Genomic DNA, 24,660 nt, shown 5'->3' with positions numbered 1-24,660 from the left:
CTGGCCCGATCACATGGCCTTCCCGGCGCCACGGCGCGTTCGGGCCGCGCGAGACCGGGTCGGCTCCGCCTCCGGCCTTGGGGACTCCCCGGCACCACGCCGTATACGTGGGGGGATCGGCGTTCTTTCCACGCGAGGGGGGTGGTTCTGGGCGGGGCCCGGTGTGACGGTCCGGGGCGCTGGAGGTTCCGCGACAGGGGGGCCCGGTGGGGGCGCGGGTCAGGAGGACAGGGCGGCGGCCACGGCGGCGGAGATCGGGGTGCGGTGGACGGGGCCGTGGCCGGGCAGGACGGTGTCGGCGGGAAGGGGGGCGAGCAGGGAGAGGGCGGCGCGGGTGGCGCGTTCGTCGTGGTTGAAGATCGGGTGGAGGAGCTGGGGGCCGCGGCGGCGCGAGGTGGGGTGCGCGGTGGCCAGGGCGTCGCCGGTGACGACGGCGCCGAGGTCGGGCAGGTGGTAGCAGGTGTGGCCCGAGGTGTGCCCGGGGGTGAGCACGGGCACGGGGCGGCCCGGCACGTCGAGGGCGCCGGTGGTGGGCAGGCCGGAGACCGGGTCGCGGACGAGGTCGTCGTGCGTGTGCGGGCGGGCCTCGGGGACGCGCGGGTCGCTGAGCGCCCCGGCGCGCAGGATGTGCAGGGTCCAGCCGAGGAAGCCGGGCCGCCACAGGTTCGCCGCGACGTCCTTCGGCGCGGCCTGCTGGAGGTACTCGCGCCGGACGTGCGGCGCCTCCTCCGCCGAAGTGATCACCTGGGCCTTGGGCGCCAGCCGCAGCAGCGCCGGGATCGCCCCGATGTGATCGACGTGGGCGTGCGTGACGAGGATCGCGGTGATCTGCTCCGGCCGGTGCCCGACCGCCTCAAGGCTGTACCGCACGGTCTCCAGATCGCCGGGGTAGCCCGCATCGATCAGGGTGACGTCGTCGCCCTCGGCGAGGATGGTCCAGTTGACGGCGGCGGCCTCCACGAAATGGGCGTCGTCGGACAGCCGGGTGATGCGTGGGGCGCGCACGGGCGGTCTCCTCGGCGGGTCGGGGTCGCCGCGACTTCCGTCACGGTGCTGCCAAGCAGCGGCAAACACCTCCACCCTATCCGGAAGACCCTTCCAAAACTACTCAGCGTGACCGAGTCAACAGAGAACAAAACCGACGAAAGACCGTCAAGCGGAGGTCTGTTCGGGCTCCCGACGGGGGATCCACGCGGTGATCAGGCCCGCGCAGAGCGCGCCGAGGGTGCCGAGCGCCTCGTCGCCGAGGGTGTCCCGGTAGATCCCGACGCTCTCGGGCGTGTCGAGGATGAACGCGCCGTACTCGGCGATCTCCCAGCCGATCGCGGCGATCGCCCCGATCCCCGCGCACAGCAGCACATGGGTCCACCGCGGCAGGTCGAGCGACGCGCGGCGCAGCGCGACCCCGGCCGCCGACACCAGCAGCACCCAGTTGAAGAAGTGGCAGAAGTCGTCGAACCAGGAGACCGAGTCGTAGAGGTCGGCCGCGTTCCCCGCCACGTCGATCACGAACGGCGCGGTCAGCAGCGCGTCCACATCCCACGGGAACGGCCCGGCCTTGCGCAGCGCCTTCCGCACCCACCACACCGCCGGAACCAGGAGCGCCGCCAGCGGGTACGCGACGGCCCGCGCACCCATCGCCTTGTCGGCGAACCTCTCCCACTCGGGGAAGGCCACCGCCATCCCCAGCAAGATCACCAGCGCGACCTTCAGCCCGACCGAGACCACCCGCCATCCACGCATCCCGCCACCTTCCACCACACCCGCCCCCCACGCCACCCCTCCCCGCGAATTCCCTGCCCCGCTCCCGAACCCGTCCCCCGCCACCGCGCCTCCACCCGAATTCCCCGGCCCGCTCCGGCCCCGGACCCCCGTGCCCGCCCTTGACCCCCGCGCGCTCCAGCCGGGCCCCGCGTCCGCTCTGCCCCGCGTCCGCTCTGCCCCGCGTCCGCTCTGCCCCGCGTCCGCTCTGCCCCGTGTCCGCTCTGCCCCGCGTCCGCTCTGCCCCGCGTCCGCTCTGCCCCGTGTCCGCTCTGCCCCGCGTCCGCTCTGCGTGCTCCAGCCAGGCCCGCGCCCGCCCTGACCAGTCGAGCCCTGCGCCCGTTACTCCCCGCGTGCTCCGGTCGGCCCCGCGCTCGCCCTGCCCCGCGTGTGACCTCTGCGTGGTCCAGCCGGGCCCCGCGACGCCCTTGACCGGGGCGTCCGGCGGCCTCCGCCCGCCTCGGCCGAGTCTCACCGGGCGTGCGCGGCTCGGCCCGGATCCGCGGTGCCGGGCGCGTGGCGGCTCGGCCCCGGACGGCCGGGTGGGCGGTTCGGGGCCGGCGGGCGAGGCGCGGGTCAGGTCGGTGTGGCGAGGACCAGGGGCAGGACGGCCGTGGCGCCGGATCCGCGGAGGAGGCGGGCGGCGACGGTGAGGGTCCAGCCGGTGTCGGAGAGATCGTCGATGAGGAGCACGGGGCCGGTCGGGGCGGGGAAGTCGAGGGTGAGCGAGGCGAGGACGGCGCGCAGGCGCATCGCGCTGTTGTGCTGGACGGGTGGGACGGGGCCGGTGGAGGTGAGGGCGCCCAGGTAAGGGAGGCGGCCCACGCGGCAGATGTGCTCGGTCAGGGAGCCGACCAGCTCGGGACGGGTGCGGGAGGCGATCGAGGCGACCGCGACGGGGCGCTCGGCCCACTTCCAGGAGGCGAGCACCTTGACGGCCTCGGCGAGGATGTCGTCGGGCACGGGGCCGTCCGGGGCGTGCGGATCGAGCAGGGCGCGCAGGCGCGGCCCCCAGCCGACCCCGGTGAGCCGCCCGATCGCGCGGCCCTCCTCGGCCTGCGCGGAGGCCGGGATGCGCCCGGCGAGCCCCAGGTCGTCCTTGAGGCCCGTGGGCCACATCTTGCGCGGCGCGAGGGCGACCCCGGGCCGGGCCAGCCGTTCCCTGGTCCCGGCGACGGAGTCCTCGGCGACCTCGGCGGACCACGGCTCGCCGGTGCACACGTCGCACCGGCCGCACGGCTCGGCGGAGGCGTCGTCGAGGGTGCGGCGCAGGAAGACCATCCGGCACTCGTCGGTGTCGGCGTAGGCGAGCATGGTCCGCTGCTCGCGCTCCCGCGCCTCCTGGACGCGGGCGTAGCGTTCCGCGTCGTACTCCCAGGGCTCGCCCGTGGCGATCCAGCCGCCCTTCACCCGGCGGACCGCGCCGTCGACGTCCAGCACCTTCAGCATGGTCTCCAGCCGGGACCGGGAGAGATCCACCAGCGGTTCCAGCGCGATCGTGGACAGCGGGCGCTCGCCGAGCGCGCCGAGGGTGGCGCGCACCAGCGGCTCGGGCGGGAAGGCCAGCGAGGCGAAGTAGGCCCAGATCGCCTTGTCCTCCGCGCCCGGCAGCAGGATCACCTCGGCGCGGTCGACGCCGCGCCCGGCCCTGCCGATCTGCTGGTAGTAGGCGACGGGCGAGGCCGGCGCGCCCAGGTGGACGATGAAGCCGAGGTCCGGCTTGTCGAACCCCATGCCGAGGGCGCTGGTGGCGACCAGGGCCTTCAGCCGGTTGCCGAGTAGATCCTCCTCGGCGCGCAGCCGTTCGGCCTGCTCGGTCTGCCCGGTGTAGGCGGAGACCTCGTATCCGCGTTCGCGGAGCAGCGCGGCCACCTCGTGCGCGGCGGCGACGGTGAGGGTGTAGATGATCCCCGAGCCGGGCAGCTCGGCCAGGCGTTCGGCCAGCCAGGCCAGCCGCCGCTCGGGGGTGGGCTGCTTGACCACCGCGAGCCGCAGGGAGTCGCGCTCCAGGGTGCCGCGCAGTACCAGGGTGCCCTCGCCGAGCTGCTCGGCCACGTCGGTGGTGACACGGGCGTTGGCGGTGGCGGTGGTGGCCAGCACCGGGACGCCCGGGGGCAGTTCGTCGAACAGGGTGCGCAGCCGCCGGTAGTCGGGCCGGAAGTCGTGGCCCCAGTCGGAGATGCAGTGCGCCTCGTCGACGACGACGAGCCCGGCGTCGACGGCGAGCTTAGGCAGCACCCGGTCGCGGAACTCGGGGTTGTTCAGCCGTTCCGGGCTGACGAGCAGGACGTCGACCGCGCCGGAGGAGACCTCGCCGTAGACGGCCTCCCAATCCTCGATGTTGGCGGAGTTGACGGTGCGGGCGGTGATCCCCGCCCGCGCGGCGGCCTCGATCTGGTTGCGCATGAGGGCCAGGAGCGGGGAGACGATCACCGTGGGGCCCGCGCCGCGCGCCCGCAGCAGCGCGGTGGCGACGAAGTAGACGGCGGACTTGCCCCACCCGGTGCGCTGGACGACCAGCGCCCGGCGGCGGTCGGAGACCAGCGCGGAGATCGCCCGCCACTGGTCCTCGCGCAGCCGGGCGCCCTCCCCGGCCAGCGCCCGCAAACACCTCTCGGCTTCCTCGCGCAGTTCCATATCCCCATGACTACCAGCCCGCGCCGACACCCGCGGACGAGCCTGTGGACAACTCTCCGGCACGCCCGGAGAACCGGCGATTGATCCGTTATGCGCCGGCCACGCGTCCGACTGCGGTCTGTCGGCCCCTGCTGATAGACCTTTCGCGTCAGTTCCCCCAGAGAGGCCGATCGACGATGATCAACGGATTCACGGAGTCCTTCGCCGGTCTCCCGGTGTTCGACATCACCGAGGAGAGCGAGTTCACCGGGCTGCCCGATCCGGCGTCCGTGGCGTGGCGCCTGCGCATCGACGACTATGTCGAGGCGTTCGAACCCTTCGAGACCCTGTTCGCCGGCTTCCTCGAGCACGTCGACACCGCCCGGGTGCGGGCGCTGATCTTCGGGAACTGGGGCCCGACCTACGAAGTGACCTCCACCAGGCCGCTCGCCCTGCTCACCGACGCGGCCGTGCGGTTCCCGGACCTCAAGGCGTTCTTCCTCGGCGAGTACCTCCAGGAGGAGTCCGAGATCTCCTGGATCATGCACGGCGACATCACAACCCTGTTCACCGCCTTCGAGGGACTTGAGGAGGTGGTCGTCCGGGGTGGGTCCGACCTCGCGCTCGAGCCGCTGAAGGCGCCCGCGCTGAAGTCGCTGCGGTTCGAGGCGGGCGGCCTGCCCGGCCGGGTCGTGCGCGCGGTGGCCGCCTCCGAGCTGCCCGCGCTGGAGTCCCTGGAGCTGTGGCTCGGCGTCGACGACTACGGCGGCGACACCACGGTGCCCGACCTCGCCGGGATCCTCAGCGGCGAGCGCCTGCCCTCGCTGCGCGCCCTCGGCATCCAGAACTCCGACTTCCAGGACCCGATCGCGGCCGCCGTCGCGGGCGCCCCGGTCGTGGCCCGGCTCGAGGCGCTGTCGCTGTCGATGGGCTCGCTCACCGACACGGGCGCCGAGGCTCTGCTGTCCGGCCAGCCGCTCGGCCATCTCGCCCGGCTCGACCTGCACCACCACTACATGTCCACCCCGATGATGGCGCGGGTCGTCGCGGCGCTGCCCGGTGTCGCGGTCGACGTGGCCGACCAGAACGACGCCGAGGACGAATGGCGCTTCGTCGAGGTCTCGGAGTAGCCGGGTGCGCCTCACCGTCGTCGGCACCCCGGGCGACCGCCGCGTCGGCCTCTTCGCGGCGGCCTGCGCCCGGGCAGGGCTCGCGGCGCCCTCTGTCGTCCCCTGGCGGGACGTCCTCACGGGACGTCCCCTCGCCGTCGAAGGGATGCTGCGGATCGACTCGCCGGGAGAGGACGCCGAGGCCAACACGCTGCTGCGCGGCCCCGGCGACCCGTCGAGGCTCGGTGGGGGAGCGCGCTGGTACCGCACCTTCCTCGACGGCCTGGAACGCCTGCGGCCCTATCCGTCGTCCGGCGACGTCGACGAGATCGCGGTGTTGTTCGACAAGCGGGCGACCCATGCCAGGCTCGCGGCCGCCGGGGTGCCGGTGCCGCCCGCGCTCGGGCCGGTCGGCGGGTACGCGGAGCTGCGGGAGCGGATGGCCGAGTCCGGGTTCCACCGGGTCTTCGTGAAGCCCGCGCACGGGTCGTCGGCGGCCGGGGTGATCGCGCTCCAGGCGGCGGGCGGCAGGATCCGGGCGCAGACGTCGGCGGCGCGCGACGCGGCGGGCTGGTACAACGCGCTCGGCGTGCGCGCCTACACCGGCGAGCACGAGGTGGCGGCGCTCGTCGACGCCCTCGCGCCGGACGGGCTGCACGTCGAACGCTGGTTCCCCAAGGCCGCGCTGGGCGGCCGGGTCTTCGACCTGCGCGTGGTGCTCGTCGCGAGCGTGCCGACCCACGTGGTGGCGCGCACCGCGCGGGCGCCGATGACCAACCTTCACCTCGGCGGCCGCCGCGGTGATCTCGCCGCGGTCCGGGCGGCGCTGCCGTGGGCGGAGGCGATGGACGTGTGCGTCCGGGCCGCCTCCTGCTTCCCGCGCAGCACGATGGTCGGCGTGGACCTCCTCGTCGGGGTCGGCCTGCGGAGGTTCGCGGTGGCCGAGGTCAACGCGTTCGGCGATCTGCTCCCGGGCCTGCCCGGCCTGCCGGGCACCCCCGCGGAGGGCATGGACACCTATGACGCCCAGGTCGCGGCCTATCTCCAGACCCGCCACTCGGTACCGGTGAATGGGTGAGATGTCGGTATGCCTGGTAGAACGGGGAATTCCGTCAACCCCGGAGGCCGCCTGTGCCCGACATGAACGCGGTCGTCGGCACCCATGACATCGTGCTGGTGACCCTCGACACGCTGCGCCACGACGTCGCGGTCCGGCTCGCCGCCGAAGGCCGCACGCCGCGCATGGCCGAGCGGTTCGCCTGGCAGGAGCGGCACGCCCCGGGGAACTTCACGTTCGCCTCGCACATGGCGATGCTGAGCGGGTTCCTGCCGACCCCCGCCGGCCCGGGACCGCATCCGCGGCTGTTCGCCGGGGCGTTCCCGGGCAGCGAGACCACCGCGCAAGGCACCTGGACGTACGAGCAGGCGGATCTGCCCGCAGGGCTCGCCGCGGCCGGATACCGCACGGTGTGCGTCGGCGGCGTCGGGTTCTTCAACGGGCTGACGCCGCTCGGCTCGGTGCTGCCCGGCATGTTCGCCGAGGCGCACTGGACGCGCGAGTTCGGGGTGACCTGCCGGGAGGGCCTCGACCACCAGCTCGACACCGTCGCCGACGTGCTGGCGCGCACCTCCGAGCGGCTGTTCCTCCTGCTCAACGTGGCCTCGCTGCACCAGCCTAACCACTTCTACCTGCCCGGCGCTTCCGGCGACTCGCTGGAGACCCACGCGGCGGCCCTGGAGTACGTGGACGCGAGGATGGGCCGGCTGTTCGCGATGCTGCGCAGGCCGTCCTTCGTCATCGTCTGCGCCGACCACGGGACCGCCTACGGCGAAGACGGATATGTCGGGCATCGACTTGGGCACGAGGTCGTCTGGACCGTGCCGTACGGGGAGTTCGTGATCGCTTGACGCCCTCAGGTCCTTACCAGGGTTACGTGTACGCCTATCCGCACAAGACCGCCTACCGTCCCCTCGACCCGGCCCCGGCCCTCGCCGACGTCTGGGCGGGCGAGGACACCTCCGCGCTGTTCCTCTATCTGCACATCCCGTTCTGCGAGATCCGCTGCGGCTTCTGCAACCTGTTCACCCGCACGGGCGCGCCCGAAGACCTCACCTCCGCCTACCTCGCCGCCCTCGAACGCCAGGCGGACGCGACCTTGGACGCGCTCGGCGACGCCGCCTTCGCCCAGGCGGCCTTCGGCGGAGGCACCCCGACCTACCTCACCGCCGCCGAGCTGGAACGCCTCTGCCTGCTCACCCGCAGGCTCGCCGCGCGCGATGGGACACGGGACGGGATCGGCGTGCCCCTGGGCGTCGAGACCTCGCCCGGCACGGCGACCCCCGACAGGCTCGCCGTCCTGCGCGACTTCGGCACCACCCGCGTCTCGATCGGCGTGCAGAGCTTCGTGGAGGCCGAGGCGCGCGCCGCGGTCCGCCCGCAGCGCGCCGCGGAGGTCGTGACGGCCCTCGACGCGATCCGCGACGCGGGCTTCCCCGTCCTGAACATCGACCTGATCTACGGCATCGAGGGGCAGACCGAGCGGACCTGGATCGCCTCGATCGACCGCGCGCTGGAGTGGAAGCCGGAGGAGCTGTACCTCTACCCGCTGTACGTCAGGCCGCTGACGGGCCTCGGCAGGCTCGCCGGAGACTGGGACGACCAGCGCCTCGGCCTGTACCGCGCGGGACGCGACCACCTGCTGTCCCTCGGGTACGAGCAGGTGTCCATGCGGATGTTCCGGCGGCCGGGCGGGGGCGGCGGCACCGAATACTCCTGCCAGGAGGACGGCATGGTCGGCCTCGGCTGCGGCGCCCGCTCCTACACCTCGCGGCTCCACTACTCCTTCGAGTACGCGGTGCACGCCGCCGAGGTCCGCGCGATCATCGACGAGTACGTCCGCGCCGAGGACTTCGGCCGCGCCCGGGTCGGGTTCCGCCTCGACGGCACGGAACGCCGCCGCAGGCACCTGCTCCAGTCCCTGCTCCAGGCCGAGGGTGTGGACACCGCCGCCTACACCCGCAGGTTCGGCACCGACCCCGCGGCCGACGCCGACCTGACGCCCTTCGCGGAGAAGGGGTGGCTCGAGCGCATCTCGGGAAGGATCGCGCTGACCCCCGAGGGACTCGCCCACTCCGACGCGATCGGCCCCGCCCTCTTCTCCCCGGAGACGCGGCGGCTCATGGACACCTACGAACTGCGCTGATGCTGACGATCCTCTACCGCGGCCCCCTGGCCAGCTGCGACTACGACTGCCCCTACTGCCCGTTCGCCAAGCGCCGCGACAGCCGTGCGCAACTGCGCGCCGACCGGGCCGCCCTGGCCAGGTTCGCCGCCTGGGTCGCCGCCCGAGAGGGCGACACCGCGGTCCTGTTCACGCCGTGGGGGGAGGGCCTGGTCCGCTCCTGGTACCGGGAGACGATGATCGAGCTGAGCCATCTGCCGCAGGTGCGGCGGGTGGCGATCCAGACCAATCTGGGCGGCCGGACGGCCTGGACCGCCCGCGCCGACCTCGACGCCCTCGCCCTGTGGACGACGTACCACCCCGGACAGGTGTCCCACGAAAGGTTCCTCGCCAAGAGCCGTGAGCTCACGGCCCTGGGCGTACGGCACAGCGTCGGCGTCGTCGGGCAGCCGGAGCACCTGGAGGCGGCCCGGCGCATGCGCGCCGACCTGCCGGGGGAGACCTATCTGTGGATCAACGCCGCCGAGGGCCTGAGCTACACCGATGCCGAGGCCGCCGACTGGACGGCCCTGGACCCCCTGTTCTCCTACAGCCGCCACCCCCACCGCAGCCTCGGCCTGCCCTGCCGGACCGGCCACGACGTCGTCTCCGTCGCCGGGGACGGCACGGTCCGGCGCTGCCACTTCGTGAAGACGCCGCTCGGCAACCTCTACGACGGCACCTTCATCCCGGACAGGGCGCCCTCGGCCTGCCCCAACACGCTGTGCGACTGCCACATCGGCTACCTGCACCTGGAGCCGCTCGGCCTCTACGACGTGTTCACCGACGGCCTTCTGGAGCGCATACCCGCACACCTGTAGACCGCCCGGCAGGGCGGCCCGCCTTCGACGTCCGCGGCGCCCCGGCCCCTGTTGCGGGGCGCCCCGGCTGGATTCGGGATCAGATGCCGATCAGGTCTCCTTCTCCGGGTGGTACTCCTGCGCGGTCAGGCCGAAGGTCCAGGCGACGCCCTCGCGGGCCGTCCGGACCTCCGGTGGCACCCGCAGGTAGTAGGTGCGCACCGAGCCGTCCGGCTCCGGGGTGGAGTTCAGCACCTCGACCATGACGACGGGCTCGTCGAAGGGGAGCTCGATCCGCCACAGGGTGCCGGTCTCGTCCTTGTGCACGGGAGCCGCGCCGGACTCGGCGAGGTACCTGTCGTAGCCGAAGTGCTCCAGCATGATCCGGCGCAGCTCGGTGTTGTCCTCCGCGCGGATCTTCGCCGGGGTGAGCGCGGCGAGCGTGTCGACGAACCCGGCGGGGAAGGGCATGCCGCGCCACGCGTGCAGGGCGAAGCCGTCGGGATAGGCCAGGGCGGGGCCGTCGCCGCTGTGCAGGCGGCCCGGCTCGTCGCGGCACAGCCGGGACGGGCGCTCGGAGAGGATCACCAGGTTCTCCCGCGGCCACCACCAGCCCGCCGACGCGGCGACCTCGGCGAGGCCGTGCAGCGGCGCGAGGCGGCCGAGGGAGGCGAACAGGCCGAGCCAGGGCGCGTCGTGCTGGCCCAGGACGGCGTCCAGGCTCGCGCCGCGCAGCCGGCTGCCGTGCTCCTCCCCGCCCAGCTCGCCGAGGGCGGCCCGGATCCGCGCGACGAGCCCGTTCACCGGCTCCCAGGTGGGCCCGCCCGTCCGCGCCCAGGTCTCCGCCCAGCCCGCCGGGCCCAGCTCGGCGTAGGCGGCGGCCCGTTCGGCCTCCCAGGGCAGGGAGCGCACCCGCTCGCGGACGGGTGCGCCGGCGCCGAGCCGGGGAAGGAGCTCGGCCGCCTCGGCGGACGGTAGCGCGCGCTCGGGGACGCCCGGGGAGCGCAGCGTGCAGGTGCCCGCCGGGATCAGGGAGGCGAGTTCCGCCCGCGTCTCCGGCAGTTCCGGATCGAGCAGGGCGGCGAGGACCGCCCCGGTGAACGGGGAGGGGACCCACAGGATGTGGGACGGCTCGGGCAGGCCCGCCGCGCGGTAGGCGGCGGCCGCCCCGGCCTCGGCGCGGGGGCGGTCTGCGGGGGTCGCGGTGAAGGGCATCGTCGGGATCGCCGTTCTCTCAGGGCAGGGGAGCAGGGGAGGGGCCGGCGTCAGTCGGCGACGGCGCGGGCGGTGAGGGACGCGGCCACGTATTCGCGCTGCCGGACGACCTGGAACCAGCCCGCCGGCAGGGTGATCGGCCCGTGCTCCTCGTGGACGAGCCGCCCGCCCTCCGACAGGTGGAGGTAGTCGGGGCTCATCGGTTGCGGGGTCCGGTACAGCGTGCCCGGACCGGTGAGCGCGTGCGCGTGGCCGGTGGCCTCACCGAGGGCCAGCACGACGCGGCCCCGGGAATCGCGCGCGACGGGCGGCAGCGCGAGGACGGACGGCGGCACGGCCGCGCCGTCGACCGGGCGGATGAGGATGTCTCCCTGGCGGTACATGGGCCGAACGTAACCGCCGCCACTGACAGAATCCGGCCCCGCGGACGGGGCGGCCGGAGAAATCCGCCCGGAAGCACATCGAGGCCCCGCGCGGGCGAGCGCGGGGCCTCGATGTGGCTGGGGGCGCCGGGGGAGACCCCGGCGCGGATGGGGAAGGTCAGCTCGCGGGCAGGACCGAGCCCTTGTACTGCTTCTCGATGAAGGCGCGGGTCTCGGGGGAGCGGAGCAGCTCCATCAGCTTGGTGATCTGCGGGTCGGTCTCGTCACCGGTCTTCACCACGAGGCCGTTGGCGTACGGGTTGCCGTCGGCGGACTCCAGCGCGAGGGCGTCCTCGGACGGGACCAGGCCGCCCGCGATGGCGTAGTTGCCGTTGATGACGGCGGCGTCGACGTCCTGGAGGGAGCGCGGGAGCTGCGCGGCCTCCAGGGCCTTGAACTCGAGGTTCTTGGGGTTGGCGGTGACGTCCTTCTCGGTGGCGGTGACGCCCGCGCCGTCCTTGAGGGTGATGACGCCCTGGTCGGCGAGCAGGGTCAGGGCCCGGGCGCCGTTGGTGGCGTCGTTGGGGATCGCCACGACGGAGCCGCTCTTGAGCGCGTCGAGGGACTTGGCCTTCTCGGAGTAGACGCCGAGGGGCTCCAGGTGCACGTCGCCGACCCAGGTGAGGTCGAGGCCCTTCTCGGCCTTGAAGTCCTCGAGGTAGGGCTTGTGCTGGAAGTAGTTGGCGTCGAGCGTGCCGTCGCTGAGCGCGATGTTCGGCTGGACGTAGTCGGAGAACTCCTGGATCTCCAGGTCCAGGCCCGCGTCCGCGGCGAGGTTGTCCTTCACGAAGGTGAGGATCTCGGCGTGCGGGGAGGGGCTCGCGCCGATGACGAGGGCGTCGTCGTTCGACTCGGCGGCGCCGCCGCAGGCCGCGGTGAGCGCCAGGGCCGCGGCGGACAGGGCAACGGTGATCTTACGGAGCACGGGCTGTGCCTTTCGGGTTTCTTACTTGTGGGAGAGCCGCCGGACGAGGAGATCGCCCAGCATCTGGATGACCTGGACCAGCACGACCAGCACCGCCACGCAGGCGATCATCGTGCCGGTCTCGAAGCGCTGGTAGCCGTAGCGGATGGCGAGGTCGCCGAGGCCGCCGCCGCCGATCGCCCCGGCCATGGCCGAGTAGCCGATCAGGGTGATCACGGTGACGGTCAGGCCGGCCACGAGACCGGGCCGCGCCTCGCGCAGCAGGACCTTGCCGACGATCTGGCCGCGTGAGGCGCCCATGGCACGGGCCGCGGCGACCACACCGGGGTCGACCTCGCGCAGGGCGGTCTCGGCGAGCCGCGCGAAGAACGGGATCGCGCCGATGGTGAGCGGCACGATCGCCGCCTCGGTGCCGATGGTGGTGCCGACGACCGCCCTGGTCAGCGGCAGGACCGCGACCATGAGGATGATGAACGGCAGCGACCGGCCGACGTTGACCACGAGGCCGAGCACCCGGTTGACCGGGACGCAGGGCGCGAGCCCGCCGCGGTCGGTGAGGATGAGCAGGACGCCCAGCAGGAGCCCGCCCAAGGCGGTGAGCACCGCGGAGACCCAGACCATCTGGAAGGTCTCCTGCAGCGCGAGGACGAGGTCGGCGCTCAAGCCGCGATCTCCAGGGTCAGGCCGCTCTCGCGCAGGTGCGCGATCTGCGGGGCGTTGAGTTCGGGGGTGCCGGGCAGCTCGATGCGCAGCCTGCCGACGCGGGTGTCGCCGACCTCCTCGATGGCGCCGCCGAGCACGTTCACGTCGATGGAGTACGTGCGGGCGAGGGAGGAGATGAACGGCGTCGAGGCGTCGTCGCCGATGAAGGTGACGTCGAGGACCGTCGTGTCGGGCCGCACGGTCGGCGCGGGCAGCGGGAACAGGCCGCGCGCGAGTTCCGAGCCGGGACTGGCCAGCAGGTCGAGCACCGGGCCTGTCTCGACGATCGCGCCGTCGCGCATGATCGAGGCGGAGTCGCAGATCTTCTTGACGACGCCCATCTCGTGCGTGATCAGCAGGATCGTCAGGCCGAGGTCGCGGTTGAGGTCGCGCAGCAGGTCGAGGACGGAGTCGGTGGTCTCCGGGTCGAGCGCGGAGGTGGCCTCGTCGGACAGCAGCACCTTGGGGTCGGCGGCCAGCGCGCGGGCGATGCCGACGCGCTGCTTCTGGCCGCCGGACAGCTGCGCCGGGTGCGCGCGGGCGTGCTCGGTGAGGCCGACGAGCTCCAGGAGTTCGGCGACGCGGCGCAGGCGTTCGCGGCGGGGCACTCCGGTCACCTCCAGCGGGAACGCGACGTTGCCGGTGACGTCGCGGGAGCCGAGCAGGCCGAAGTGCTGGTGGATCATGCCGATGCGCTGCCTGGCCTTGCGCAGGTCGTCGCCGCGCAGGGCGAGCAGGTCGGCGCCGTCGACGAAGACGCGGCCGGTGTCGGGCCGCTCCAGCACGTTGACGCTGCGCAGGAGGGTGCTCTTGCCGGCGCCGCTGCGGCCGATCACCCCGTGGATCTCGCCTTCGGCGACGTCGAGGCTGACGCCGTCCAGCGCGGTCACGGTGCGGCCGCGGGCGCGGTACACCTTGGTGAGGTCGTCGAGCTTGATCAAGGGTTCTCATTCCCGGGCAGGGCCGCGTTCGGGCGCACCGCGGTAGTGGGGCTTACAGGGGCGGGAGCGCGCGGAGCACCGGTGGACCGGGACCGCGTCAGGGCCTCAACCGCACATTCGCCGACACGCGACGCGCACGGCCCGCAAGGGGCGGCGGTCTCTCGGGTCGGCGGTCATGGACATGAGCTAATCACAAGACGGTCATGTCCGCCAAATCGGACCGTAGTCGATCATCACCCACGGTGATCTAATACGGCATGCCGAAAGGGCGGGACCCGAAGGTCCCGCCCTTGATGAAGCCGGTGCTTACAGAGCCGGGCGCGCGCCCAGGTGCGTGATGGCGCGCGCGGCGAGGCGGTTGCCCGCGGCGAGCGCCTCGGCCGGGGGCTTGCCGTCGAGCCACGCGGGCAGGAACCCCGCGGTGAAGGCGTCGCCCGCGCCGGTGCCGTCGACCACCTTCTCGACGGGTTCCGCGGGCACCACGATCGGCTCGGGGCGGCCGTTGGTGTACCACAGGGAGCCCTCGTCGGCCATCTTGATGACGACCTGCGGGTACCAGGCGGTGAGCACCTTGGCGGCGAGTTCGGGCTCGTCCCTGCCGGTCAGCGCCTCGGCCTCCGAGGTGCTGACGATCAGCAGCTTGGTGCCGTGGGTCCACTCGAAGAAGGGCTCGGCCCCCGCGCGCTTGAGCGGCGAGGAGGAGGCTCCGTCGACGGAGACCGACATGCCGGCCTTGCCCGCGAGGCGCAGCGCGTGCAGCGCGGCGTTGCGGGAGCCTTCGTTGAGCAGCGAGTACCCCGAGACGTGCAGATGGCCGCCGGGCGTGAAGAGGTCCGCGGGGATGTCGTCCGGCAGCAGCGCGCCGTTGGCCCCCGGGTCGGACATCATGGTCCGGTCGCCCTTGTGCGTGATCAGGATCACGCAGGTGCCGGTCGGCCGCTCCGGGTCCATGACGAGCCGGGCGTCGACGCCGTAGCCCATCAGTTCCATGTCCCGGTTCCGGCCGTTGATGTCGGAGCCGCGGCGGCCGACGAACGCTACGTCGACCCCCTCGACCGCGAGCCAGGCCGAGACGTTCGCCCCCGAACCCCCGCCGTGCATCGTCACGCTGGCCGGGGTGTCGCTCCCCTTGGCCAGGGGGTACGCGGCTCGTGCCACGGCGTCGGTCATCAGATCGCCGACCACGACCACGCGTGTCATGATTCACCTCGCTCTTACGCAGCTCCGCCTTACGACAGACCCGCACCATTCTGCCTGGGCGTGGCGACGACCGTAACAGCTTCCACGCTCGGATTTGGTCTCGAACGCGCAGCGAAACGGGTAACGGCCCGACCTCTTGTCCGGACCGTTCACATGCGCCCACTCCAGTAAACCCCGGAACCCGGGGGCCCGAACCGGTCAGGTCCACCCCGTGACCCTCGCGTGACCGTTATTCGGTTGTCGCCTACGCTCGACTTGTGACCGATCATCCCTATCCCGATCACTGGGAGGCCGACGTCGTCCTCTCCGACGGCGGGACCGCCCACCTGCGCCCCATCAAAGCCGAGGACGCGGAGCTGCTGCGGGCTTTCTACTCGCGGGTCTCGGCCGAGTCGATCTACTACCGGTTCTTCTCCCCGCGTCCCCACCTGAGCGAGAAGGAGATTCGGCATTTCACCACGGTCGACTATTCCGACCGGGTGGCGTTGATCGCCACGATTGGTCAGCAAATGGTGGGCGTGGTCCGTTATGACAGGACAAAGGATCCCGACCAGGCCGAGGTGGCGTTCCTCGTCGAGGACGCCCACCAGGGCCGCGGCGTCGGCTCGGTCCTGCTGGAGCACCTCGCCGCGGCGGCCAGGGAGCGCGGCCTCGCCCGCTTCGAGGCCAACGTGCTGCCCGACAACCGCAAGATGACCAAGGTCTTCAAGGAGGCCGGGTACGCCGCGGTCCAGCGGTTCGAGGACGGGATCATCCAGCTCACCCTGGACCTCTCGCCCACCGAGACCTCCGTGGAGGTCATGGCCGCCCGCGAGCACCGGGCGGAGTCCCGGTCCATCCGGCGGCTGCTGCACCCCGCGTCGGTCGCGGTGATCGGCGCCAGCCGCGTCTCGCACAGCGTCGGCCAGACGGTCCTGCGCAACCTCCTCGGCGCGGACTTCACCGGACCCGTCTACCCGGTGCACCCCGAGGCGCACGCCGTCGCCGGCGTGCGCGCCTACCGGGCGGTCGCCGAGATCCCCGACGAGGTGGACCTCGCGGTGGTCGCGGTGCCCTCCTCGGCGGTCCAGGACGTGATCGCCCAGTGCGCGGCCAAGGGCGTGCACGGCCTCGTCGTCGTCTCCTCCGGCTTCGCCGAGATGGGCGAGACCGGCCGCTCGGCCCAGCAGGACCTCGTCCGGGTCGCCCGCGCCAACGGCATGCGCGTGGTCGGCCCCAACTGCCTCGGCATCGCCAACACCGACCCCGCGGTGCGGCTGAACGCCAGCCTCGCCCCCGTGCTGCCCTACCGGGGGCCCGTCGGCTTCTTCTCCCAGTCCGGCGCCCTCGGCATCGCCATCCTCCAGCGGACCGCCGAGCGCGGCCTCGGCCTCTCCACGTTCATCTCCGCGGGCAACCGGGCCGACGTCTCGGGCAACGACCTCCTCCAGTACTGGGAGGCCGACCCCTCGACCACCGCCGTCATGCTCCACCTGGAGTCGATAGGCAACCCCCGCAAGTTCACCCGCCTGGCCCGCCGCGTCTCCCTCAGCAAGCCGATCGTCGCGGTGAAGACGGGCCGGTCGCTCCAGGGCGTGCCCCTCGGCCACTCGGTCCGCCGGATCGAGCTGCCCGACCACGCGGTCAGCGCGCTCTTCGAGCAGGCGGGCATGCTGCGGGTGGAGGACCTCGGCGAGATGTTCGACGTCGCCCAGCTGCTCGCCTACCAGCCGCTGCCCGCGGGCAACCGTGTCGCGATCATCGACAACGCCGACTCCCTCGGGCTGCTCGCCCAGGACTCCGCCGCGGCCCACGGGCTCGTCGCGGGCCCGCTCGCCTCGCTCGGCCCGAACGCGGTGGCGGCCGACTACACCCGCGCGCTCACCGAGGCCCTGGAAGACAAGTCCTGCGACGCGGTGATCGTCATGTACACGCCCCCGGTCCTCGGAGGGGCCGAGCTGATGCTGTCCGGCGTACGCGAGTCCGAGCCCGTCGCCGAGGCGATCTCCGCCGTCGCCCGGGAGTCCTCCAAGCCCATCCTGGCGACCTACCTCGGCCAGAAGGGCATGCCGCGCGCCTTGCGGGTGCTGTCGCCGACGGGGGAACCCGGTCCGGGCTCCGTGCCTTCTTACTCCGCCCCCGACGACGCGGTTCGCGCCCTGTCCTACGCGTCCCGTTACGCGTCCTGGCGGCGCCGTCCGCACGGCCACGTCCCCGACCTGGAAGGGATCGACCAGGAACGGGCGCGTGATCTCGTCGCAGGGTGGCTGGCCAGGGGCGAACGCGGAGACGCCGAAGAACTCCTCGCCTGCTACGGCGTCTCCGTAGGGGGACAGCGCGGTGGCGTCGCGGTCCACATCGTCACGCAGGAGGACCCGTCTTTCGGGGCGGTCGTGTCCTTCCGCCTGTCGGACATCGCCGCGGCGCTCCTCGACGACCGCGCCTACCGCCTCGCCCCCCTGACCGATCTTGAGGCCGCCGACATGGTCCGGGCCATCCGGATGGCCCCTTTGCTCTTCGGCCACCAGGGCGCGGACAAGGTCGCCGTCGAATCCCTGGAGGAACTGCTCATCCGGGTCGCGCGGCTGGCCAGCGACCTGCCCGAGGCGGCAAGGCTGGAGCTGGAGCCGGTCATGGTCGACGCCACGGGCGTCACGGTCACCGACGCCCGTCTCACCCTGGCCCAACCGCCGGGCCCGCGCCTGCCCCTGGAGCCCCGCCGGATGTGACGCCTCGGGCCGCCGGGATGCGCTCGGGCTCTGGAACAGGGCAGGATGGGGGAATGAGGGAAACCCGAGCGAAGGACGACCACGGGTTGCGCAGCGCGATCGAGCGCAGCGGCTACTACCCGGAGCTGGTCGCCGGAGCCGTCGAGTCGGCAATGGGCACCGAGGAAGTACTCGCCTACGTGGTCCACCACGAGGCGGCGTTCGACCCCGGCATGGAGGTGCGCAGGCACGTCACCGTCCTCGTCCTGTCGCCGACGCGGCTGCTGTTCTGCCACACCGACGAGCACCCGCCGAGCGACCTCGTGCCGCAGCCGCACTGCTCGACCACGACCGAGGCGGTCAAGCTCGACCGCATCTCCTCGGTCGCCGTCACCAGGGTCGTGCCGCGCCCGGAGCGCTATGTGCCGGGCGTGCCGCCCACCGAGGTCGTGCTGACCCTCGGCTGGGGCGTGAACTCCCGGATCGACCTGGAGCCGGCCGGCTGCGGCGACGAGAACTGCGACGCCGACCACGGCTACACCGGCGCGGTCACGTCCGACGACCTGTCCCTGCGCGTCAGCGAGGCGGCGGACGGCGCGGAGGCCGTCAGCCAGGTGCTGGCGTTCGCCGAGGCGCTCACGGCGGTGACGACCGTATGACGGGCCTCGGGGAGATCCCGGTCCCCCGCTACGGGGAGACGGCGCTCGCCGACCTCTCCTCGTCGGTGCTGGGCTCGCTGGGCGTGGCCGGCGCGGCGAACGTGCTCGACCTGCCGGAGCTGCCGCGCGCCTGCGTGCTGCTCATCGACGGCATGGGCTGGGAGCTGCTCAAGGCGCATCCGGAGGAGACGCCCTTCCTGAGCTCCCTTCCCGGCCGGGCTCTCACCGCCGGATTCCCGGCCACCACCGTGACGAGCCTCAGCTCCCTGTCCACCGGCCTGCCTCCGGGCGCGCACGGGATGCTCGGCTACCAGGTCGCCGTTCCCGGGGAAGGGAGGCTGCTCAACTGCCTCCGCTGGGACAACGGGCAGACCGACCCCGAGTCCTTCCAGCCCCGCCGCACGGTCTACTCCCGGGCCGCCGACGCGGGCATCACCTCCAGCTACATCGCCTCCGGCGCGTACATGGGCAGCGGCTTCAACTCGGCCATCACCCGGGGCGTGAAGTACGTCCCCGCCGACGGCATGGGCCAGCTCGTCGCGCGCGCCGAGGAGGCCCTGGAGGGCAAGCGCGCGCACGTCACCGTGTACCACTCCGACCTGGACACCGCGGGCCACATGTACGGCGCGGGCTCCAAGACCTGGCGGCACCAGCTCAGGTTCGTCGACCTGCTGGCCGAACGGCTCGCCGAGGTCGTCCCGGCGGGGACCGGCCTGTACGTCACCGCCGACCACGGCATGACGAACCCGGACGAGAAGGTCGACATCGACGACCACCCGGCGCTGACCGAGGGCGTCGCGCTGTTCGGCGGCGAGGCCAGGGCCCGGCACGTCTACACCGTCGACGGCGCCGCCGACGACGTCCTCGCGGCCTACACGGAGTTCTTCGGCGACCGCGCGTGGGTCATGTCCCGCGCGCAGGCGGTCGCCGCGGGCTGCTTCGGCCCGGTCGACCCGGCGATGCTGCCCCGCATCGGCGACGTCGTCGCCGTCGCGCGCGGCGGCCTGGCGATCGTCCGTACCGCGGTCGACCCGATCGACGGCCTCATGGTCGGCATGCACGGCTCGCTCGTGCCCGAGGAGCAACTGGTGCCGCTGCTGTGGGAGGCGCGATGAGCACGGGACATCAGCCCCTCCCCGAACGGGACGGCAGCGGTCACACTGACGAGGTGCGCCCCCTCATCGACGCGCAGGGGCTCGCCCGCCTGCGCGACCAGGCAGTGATCCTCGACGTCCGGTGGCGCCTGGGCGGCCCGCCCGGCGTCGAGGCCTACCGCGCCGGGCACATCCCCGGCGCGGCCTACGTGGACCTCGACACCGAGCTGGCCGCGCGGCCCGGCGCGGGCGGGCGGCACCCGCTGCCGGCCGCCGCGGACTTCCAGGCGGCGATGCGGCGGGCCGGGGTCTCCGACGACTCCCTCGTCGTGGTCTACGACGACGCCGACGCCACGAGCGCCGCCCGCGCGTGGTGGTGCCTGCGCTACTTCGGCCACCCGCGCGTGCGCGTCCTGGACGGCGGCTTCACCGCCTGGACCAGGGCTGGCCTGCCGGTGGCGACCGAGTCCGCGGCGCCGGAGCCCGGCGGCTTCACCGCCCGGCCGGGCACGTTGCCGGTGGTCGACGCCGAGGGCGCGGCCGCGCTCGCCAAGGCGGGGGTGCTGCTGGACGCGCGCGCCGCCGAGCGGTTCCGGGGCGAGGTCGAGCCGGTCGACCCGGTCGCGGGCCACATCCCCGGTGCCGTCAACGCGCCCACCTGGGCCAACGTGGGCGGCGACGGCAGGTTCCTGCCTCCGGCGGTGCTCCGCGAGCGGTTCGCCGCCCTGGGCGCCACCGACGCCGCCGACGTCGCGGTCTACTGCGGCTCCGGCGTCACCGCGGCCCACGAGATCCTCGCCCTGACCCTCGCGGGCGTCCCCGCCGCGCTCTACCCGCCGTCCTGGTCCGGCTGGATCACCGACCCGTCCCGTCCCGTGGCCAAGGGCGCCTGACACCGCGCGTCGCCGAAGCCGCGGGCGCGTCCACGACGCGCCCGCGGCTTCAGGGCATGGTGCGGTAAGGCTTCGCGGTCAGGTGCCGGCGCCGTAGGACTGGAGACCCAGGCGGCCGGGTGTCCGGGGAAGGGCGGCCAGGGCCGCGGTGGGGGTGGCTCCGTCGGAGAGGTGACGGTGGAGGTCGGCCATGAGGGCCGGGGCCGCGGCGTCGGGCAGCGGCGTGACCGAGGCGATGACGGTGCGGACGCCCACCGACAGGAGGATGCCGGGGAGACCTGGCAGGTCGTTGCCCTGGCCGGTGTCGCAGGCCGACAGGACCATGACGGACGGGGGAGGTTCCAGGGTGTTGAGGTCGTGGCCGGTCAGGGGGCCGGAGCACAGGTCCAGGTGGGAGCCCATGGGGTCGTCGTGAAGGTGGACGCCGTGGGCCGCGATGTGGGCGAGGCGTGCTCCGGCGAGCGCCCCGGCGTCGGTGTGGATCCGCGCGTCGGGGTAGAGGGCCGCGATGGAGGCGAGCTCGGAGTCGGTGTGCCGCAGGCCGGGCCCGGAGAGCAGGACGACCGGGCCGGGTTCAGCACGCCGTTCTTGGGCGAGCAGCCAGGCCGTGGCCGAAGGCACGACGGTGAAGGGCGCTTCGGTGACCGTCGTCCAAGGCAGCCCGTACAGGGATCCCGTAGGCGCGATGACGAGTTCCAGTCCGTCGAGGAGCGTGAGGGCGGGTGCGAACCGGGTGCGCAGGGACGCGATCGGGGTGGCCGGGGAAGAGCCGTCCGTCATGGCCCGGGTCAGGGCGGCGCAGATCAGGCGGGTCTCCCGCACGGCCGCGTCATAGGAGCCCAGGGCCGCCCGCCGGACGCGGCCGTCGCGCACGGCCAGGGCGAGGAGGTGGTCTCCGGCCCGGACGAGCTCCAGCAGGCCGATCCCGTGCAGCCCGGCCAGCAGGTCGGACGTCGTCACCGTGGGGCGCGTGGTGGCGGCCCCGGTGCTCAGCGCCCTGGCGCGGCCGGACAGCCGACCCGTCGGCGGGCGGCGTGCCGGCGCGGGGAACAGGATGCTCCGGCGGAGCTCCTCGAGTTCCAGGAGTTCCCGGTCCGTGCGGGCGAGGCGTACGGCGAGCGGAGACAGGTCCGCGCAGGCGCCGCCGAGGACGCCGCGGAGTTCCACCGAGTCGCCGGAGGCCCCGAGGGACGCCGCCGTGCGCAGCGCGTCACGCAGGGCTTTGCGCGCCTGCGTCTCCTCACCCCGAGCCCAGTGCACGTGCGCCGTCGTGCGGTAGGCCCGCAGCCTCAGCGCCGCGGAGGCCGCGGTGACCGGCCGGGGGAGGAGATCGGGTTCGGCGGGGAAGGCCAAGGCGGCCTCCACCCTTGTCCGCAGCGCGGGGTCGGTCCAGCCGAACGCCTCGAGCCGCGCGGCGGTGGTGCGCACCGAGACCAGCAGCGAGGCCGAGCGCTCTCCGCGGGCGGCCTGGGCGCGCAGCAGCACGCTGCGGGCCTGGGCCTCCCAGCCGGGCCTGGACTGCGCGGCGAACGCCAGCTCGGCCTCTCGCGCCGACTCGGCGGCGAGGGCGGCGTCCCCGCAGGCCAGTTCGGCCTCGGCCCGGGCGAGCAGGGCGGTCGCGGCATCGGCGGCGAAGCCCGCGCGGGCCGCCGCCCCGACGGTCTCGGCGAGCAGTTCCCGCGCGTCGCCGCACAGTCCGGCCGCCAGCAGCGCCGAGGCGTGGTCGAGCCGGTGCTGGGCGCGGCGCTCCCCGGTGAACTCGGGCGCGATCTCCGCGAAGATCCCGAGCGCGCGCGAGAACTGCCCGCGCAGGCCCGCCAGATGCGCCTCGTTGTGGCGGACCATCAGCTCGAGGCGGCGCGGCCCGGTACGCGCGGCCAAGGACGCGGCCGCCCCTAGCGCGCTTTCTGCGGCCTGGAAGCGGCCCGCTTGGGCGAGGGAGATCCCGTTCGCCATGAACCGCGCGGCCCGCCATACGGGGTCGTCGCTCCCGGGCCGTGCCGGACGGTCGACCTTGCCCTGGCTGGCGCGCGCGTAACTGCGGTGCAGAGACAGCCGCTCGAGGTCGGCGCCCGCAAGGTGCGGCTCGGCGCGGTCGGCCAGGACGAGCGCTTCGGCGGTCCGGCCCGAGGCGGTCAGCAGCGCGACCATGACGGCCTGGACCCGGGCCGTCAGCGCCGGGTCGCCCGCGCAATGGCGGAGCGCGGTTCCCAGCAGCCGGTGGCCTTCGGTGAGGTCGCCCGTCTCCTTGGCGTCCAGCGCACCGGCGAGGAGGGTGTCGATCACAAGGTGGTCCAGCTCGTGACGATCGACGCCCCGTCCGGCAGGGCGAAGTGCAGCATCACCGGGCCGGGCGCGACGCCGTCCGCGAGGAAGGAGCCCGTCGCGTCCACCGGGGCGGCGGTCTCGCCGCCCGCGTGCCGCACGGTGAGGCGCGCCGGACGGGCCGGGGTCACCCGCCCGGTCAGGCACAGCCGGCGCGCGCCCGCGGAGACCTCCACCTCGACCGCGAGGCCCGGCGCGTCGAACGTCAGCATCCGGGCCGCGCCGCGGAGCCCCGCGGCGGCCGGGGTGAGCGACGCGACGAGTTCGGCGAGCGCCGCGTCGGGGTCGCGGAACGCCAGGGCCGCGCGCGCCGCCTCGAAGGAGCGGTCGGGCGGCGGGTCGAGCAGGGCGAACGCGCGTTGGATCTCGTGCAGCAGGTCGTTCATGGCAGAAGGTCCCTTCGGCTCCCGGCCGGTGCGTCGCACCGGCCGGCCGCGGATGGAGAGCCGCCGTCGCGGCGGAGGTGAGGGTGCGGCTCAGTCGCCCAGGGCGGCCCGCAGAGCGCGCAGGCAGCGGGCGCGCGCGGGGCCGACGCCGCCCGGCGCCAGGCCGAGCGCGGCGGCGACCTCCGCATAGGGCGCCGCGGCGGCGAGGAGCCGGAGCATCCTTCGGCAGGGCTCGGACAGCGACTCCAGCGCGGCGGCGACCCGGGAGACCTGGTCGCGCGCGACGCACACCGGCTCGGGCCCCGGCCGCGGATCGGGCCGGTCGAGCGGCGGACGGGGCGCGGGCACCGGGACGCGGGGCACGCACTCGCGGCGGCAGGTCGTGGCCAGCCACGCCCCGACCCCGTCCGGCGAGCGCAGGTCCCCGAGGTGCTGGACGAGCCGCAGCCACGTCGTCTGGACGACGTCCTCGGCGGCGGGCCCGGACAGCCCGTGGGCACGGGCGATCGACCAGAGCATCGGGTGGTAGCGGGCGACCAGCGCCTCCCAGGCGGCGGTGTCGCCGTCCCGGGCGCGTTCGAAGAGCGCGCCCGACGTGGCGGTGACGGGTTCGCTCATGCGACGAGCGTGCCGAGACCGGGGCGCACGGGCCCGGAGCCGAGCACGGCGTCGGCGGCGTCGGCGGGCGCCATGCCCCGCGCGACTCGGGCGGCGACCTCCCCGGCGACGGCAGGGGCCGCGAACGAGGTCCCCGACCAGGCGGCGTAGCCCTCGAACTCCCCGAACCGCACGAAGGTGCTGTGCACCGCGGTGCCGGGGGCCGCGGCGTCGACCCACCAGCCGTGGTTGGAGAACCAGGCGCGCTCCGCGCCGTCGAGCGCGGCGACCGCGACGGCCTGCTTGAGCGCGGCGGGCCAGAAGGGCCGGTCGGACGCGGTGTTGCCCGCGCAGGCGATGACGACGGTGCCGCGGCCGAGCGCGGCGACGGCCCGCTGGAGCAGCGGGGAAGGCCGGTCGTCGAAGGTGTGGCAGCCGAGCGACAGGTTGACCACGTCGGCCTTGAGCCCGTGCAGCGCCCGGATCACGTGGAGCTCGTCGCCGACCCCGTCGCCGCCGATGACCCGGCGCGCGACGAGGCGGGCGGACGGGGCGCGCTGGAGGACGACGCCGGCGATGAACGTCCCGTGGCCGGACTGGGCGTCCAGCTCGTAGTCGAGGTCGGCGTCCAGGACCTCGCGGTCGGCCTCGGCGTGCTCGGCGAACCAGTCGGCCGCCGCGTACCACGGGTGCGGGTCGAGGCCGGTGTCGAGGATCGCCACGGTCACGCCGTGCGCGCCGCCGCCCGTCGCCGCGGCGTCCGGGACGGGGAGCGGCGGGACGGGCAGCGGCCGGTCGGCCGGGCCCGTCCACCACATCGGCTGGCCGTAGACGAGGTGGTTGGGCGAGACGCTCAGGCCGCGGTCGCGGGCGAGCAGGCTCAGCTCGCAGACGTCGACCCTGGCCGAGCGGTTCAGCCGCAGCCGGGTCAGTCCGGGCCCGGGCTCGCTTCCCGCGGTCCACCGGCGCAGCAGGTCCGCGGCGCGGCCCACGTCGGAGTCGGCGACGAGGACCTCGTCCCGGCGCAGCAGCGCCCCGGTCTGCACGACCGATACGTCGCGATGGCGGGCGAGCAGCCGCTCCACCCGTGCCCCCTGATCGAACATG

General features: G+C 73.9%; 22 protein-coding genes. 9 read left to right on the top strand and 13 right to left on the bottom strand.

Annotation, left to right across the window (positions count from 1 at the left end; genetic code table 11):
• Positions 1–219 precede the first annotated feature (219 nt).
• The 3 genes from EDD29_RS34770 to EDD29_RS34760 all read right to left on the bottom strand — a co-directional run bounded on the left by EDD29_RS34770 (position 220) and on the right by EDD29_RS34760 (position 4,398).
• Complete coding sequence (locus EDD29_RS34770; protein WP_123668488.1) at positions 220–1,005, bottom strand: MBL fold metallo-hydrolase; 786 nt, start codon at positions 1,003–1,005, stop codon at positions 220–222.
• Between the two features lie 147 nt (positions 1,006–1,152).
• A complete protein-coding gene (locus EDD29_RS34765) occupies positions 1,153–1,743 on the bottom strand; it encodes a DUF2238 domain-containing protein (RefSeq protein ID WP_148086193.1) in 591 nt (196 codons plus the stop codon).
• Positions 1,744–2,337: 594 nt separating this feature from the next.
• Positions 2,338–4,398 carry a RecQ family ATP-dependent DNA helicase gene (locus EDD29_RS34760; RefSeq protein ID WP_123668486.1) on the bottom strand — a complete coding sequence of 687 codons (2,061 nt, stop codon included), beginning with the start codon at positions 4,396–4,398 and terminating at the stop codon, positions 2,338–2,340.
• A gap of 176 nt (positions 4,399–4,574) precedes the next feature.
• On the opposite strand from EDD29_RS34760, the gene EDD29_RS34755 reads away from it, so the two are divergent.
• From EDD29_RS34755 to EDD29_RS34735, 5 genes are all read left to right on the top strand, one after another.
• Positions 4,575–5,507: an STM4015 family protein gene (locus tag EDD29_RS34755; RefSeq protein ID WP_123668485.1), complete on the top strand. Its 933-nt coding sequence runs from the start codon at positions 4,575–4,577 to the stop codon at positions 5,505–5,507.
• Positions 5,508–5,511: 4 nt separating this feature from the next.
• Positions 5,512–6,564 (top strand): STM4014 family protein, encoded by a 1,053-nt coding sequence (locus EDD29_RS34750; protein ID WP_123668484.1) that lies wholly within the window; start codon positions 5,512–5,514, stop codon positions 6,562–6,564.
• Between the two features lie 62 nt (positions 6,565–6,626).
• Positions 6,627–7,394, top strand: a complete 768-nt coding sequence (locus tag EDD29_RS34745; RefSeq protein WP_123670861.1) for an STM4013/SEN3800 family hydrolase — start codon at positions 6,627–6,629, stop codon at positions 7,392–7,394.
• Positions 7,391–8,689: an STM4012 family radical SAM protein gene (locus tag EDD29_RS34740; RefSeq protein WP_123668483.1), complete on the top strand. Its 1,299-nt coding sequence runs from the start codon at positions 7,391–7,393 to the stop codon at positions 8,687–8,689. The genes EDD29_RS34745 and EDD29_RS34740 overlap by 4 nt, the downstream gene beginning before the upstream one ends.
• Positions 8,689–9,528 (top strand): STM4011 family radical SAM protein, encoded by an 840-nt coding sequence (locus EDD29_RS34735; RefSeq protein WP_211360102.1) that lies wholly within the window; start codon positions 8,689–8,691, stop codon positions 9,526–9,528. Before EDD29_RS34740 ends, EDD29_RS34735 begins: the two co-directional genes overlap by 1 nt.
• A 90-nt stretch (positions 9,529–9,618) precedes the next feature.
• Here the strand turns inward: EDD29_RS34735 and EDD29_RS34730 are convergent, their stop codons facing one another.
• From EDD29_RS34730 to EDD29_RS34705, 6 genes are all read right to left on the bottom strand, one after another.
• A complete protein-coding gene (locus tag EDD29_RS34730) occupies positions 9,619–10,722 on the bottom strand; it encodes a DUF6745 domain-containing protein (RefSeq protein WP_123668482.1) in 1,104 nt (367 codons plus the stop codon).
• Positions 10,723–10,772: 50 nt separating this feature from the next.
• Positions 10,773–11,105, bottom strand: coding sequence for a hypothetical protein (locus EDD29_RS34725; protein WP_123668481.1), 333 nt, complete (start codon positions 11,103–11,105; stop codon positions 10,773–10,775).
• Between the two features lie 157 nt (positions 11,106–11,262).
• The gene (locus EDD29_RS34720) at positions 11,263–12,069 is read right to left on the bottom strand and encodes a MetQ/NlpA family ABC transporter substrate-binding protein (protein ID WP_123668480.1); all 807 of its coding nucleotides are present in this window, start codon (positions 12,067–12,069) and stop codon (positions 11,263–11,265) included.
• Between the two features lie 21 nt (positions 12,070–12,090).
• Positions 12,091–12,690: a methionine ABC transporter permease gene (locus EDD29_RS34715; RefSeq protein WP_123670859.1), complete on the bottom strand. Its 600-nt coding sequence runs from the start codon at positions 12,688–12,690 to the stop codon at positions 12,091–12,093.
• 38 nt (positions 12,691–12,728) lie between these two features.
• Entirely contained in the window at positions 12,729–13,712 is a 984-nt protein-coding gene (locus EDD29_RS34710; protein ID WP_123668479.1) for a methionine ABC transporter ATP-binding protein, read from the bottom strand.
• Between the two features lie 306 nt (positions 13,713–14,018).
• Positions 14,019–14,912: a carbohydrate kinase family protein gene (locus EDD29_RS34705; protein WP_123668478.1), complete on the bottom strand. Its 894-nt coding sequence runs from the start codon at positions 14,910–14,912 to the stop codon at positions 14,019–14,021.
• A gap of 257 nt (positions 14,913–15,169) precedes the next feature.
• Here EDD29_RS34705 and EDD29_RS34700 point away from each other — a divergent pair, with 257 nt between their 5' ends.
• The 4 genes from EDD29_RS34700 to EDD29_RS34685 are packed head-to-tail and all read left to right on the top strand — an operon-like array spanning position 15,170 to position 20,245.
• Positions 15,170–17,620: a bifunctional acetate--CoA ligase family protein/GNAT family N-acetyltransferase gene (locus tag EDD29_RS34700; RefSeq protein ID WP_123668477.1), complete on the top strand. Its 2,451-nt coding sequence runs from the start codon at positions 15,170–15,172 to the stop codon at positions 17,618–17,620.
• A 53-nt stretch (positions 17,621–17,673) separates the two neighbouring features.
• Complete coding sequence (locus EDD29_RS34695) at positions 17,674–18,258, top strand: DUF5998 family protein (protein ID WP_123668476.1); 585 nt, start codon at positions 17,674–17,676, stop codon at positions 18,256–18,258.
• The gene (locus EDD29_RS34690; protein ID WP_123668475.1) at positions 18,255–19,373 is read left to right on the top strand and encodes an alkaline phosphatase family protein; all 1,119 of its coding nucleotides are present in this window, start codon (positions 18,255–18,257) and stop codon (positions 19,371–19,373) included. The genes EDD29_RS34695 and EDD29_RS34690 overlap by 4 nt, the downstream gene beginning before the upstream one ends.
• The gene (locus EDD29_RS34685; RefSeq protein WP_123670858.1) at positions 19,370–20,245 is read left to right on the top strand and encodes a sulfurtransferase; all 876 of its coding nucleotides are present in this window, start codon (positions 19,370–19,372) and stop codon (positions 20,243–20,245) included. The genes EDD29_RS34690 and EDD29_RS34685 overlap by 4 nt, the downstream gene beginning before the upstream one ends.
• A 78-nt stretch (positions 20,246–20,323) precedes the next feature.
• Here EDD29_RS34685 and EDD29_RS34680 read toward each other — a convergent pair whose 3' ends face one another.
• From EDD29_RS34680 to EDD29_RS34665, 4 genes are all read right to left on the bottom strand, one after another.
• The gene (locus tag EDD29_RS34680) at positions 20,324–22,531 is read right to left on the bottom strand and encodes a CHAT domain-containing protein (protein ID WP_123668474.1); all 2,208 of its coding nucleotides are present in this window, start codon (positions 22,529–22,531) and stop codon (positions 20,324–20,326) included.
• Positions 22,528–22,956, bottom strand: a complete 429-nt coding sequence (locus EDD29_RS34675) for a hypothetical protein (RefSeq protein WP_123668473.1) — start codon at positions 22,954–22,956, stop codon at positions 22,528–22,530. Before EDD29_RS34675 ends, EDD29_RS34680 begins: the two co-directional genes overlap by 4 nt.
• Positions 22,957–23,046: 90 nt before the next feature.
• The gene (locus EDD29_RS34670; protein WP_123668472.1) at positions 23,047–23,574 is read right to left on the bottom strand and encodes an RNA polymerase sigma factor; all 528 of its coding nucleotides are present in this window, start codon (positions 23,572–23,574) and stop codon (positions 23,047–23,049) included.
• The gene (locus tag EDD29_RS34665; RefSeq protein WP_123668471.1) at positions 23,571–24,659 is read right to left on the bottom strand and encodes a S8 family peptidase; all 1,089 of its coding nucleotides are present in this window, start codon (positions 24,657–24,659) and stop codon (positions 23,571–23,573) included. The genes EDD29_RS34670 and EDD29_RS34665 overlap by 4 nt, the downstream gene beginning before the upstream one ends.
• Position 24,660: the final 1 nt, after the last annotated feature.

This window comes from Actinocorallia herbida, assembly GCF_003751225.1.
Lineage (GTDB): Bacteria > Actinomycetota > Actinomycetes > Streptosporangiales > Streptosporangiaceae > Actinocorallia > Actinocorallia herbida.
This window is presented reverse-complemented; position numbering and strand designations above follow the sequence as displayed.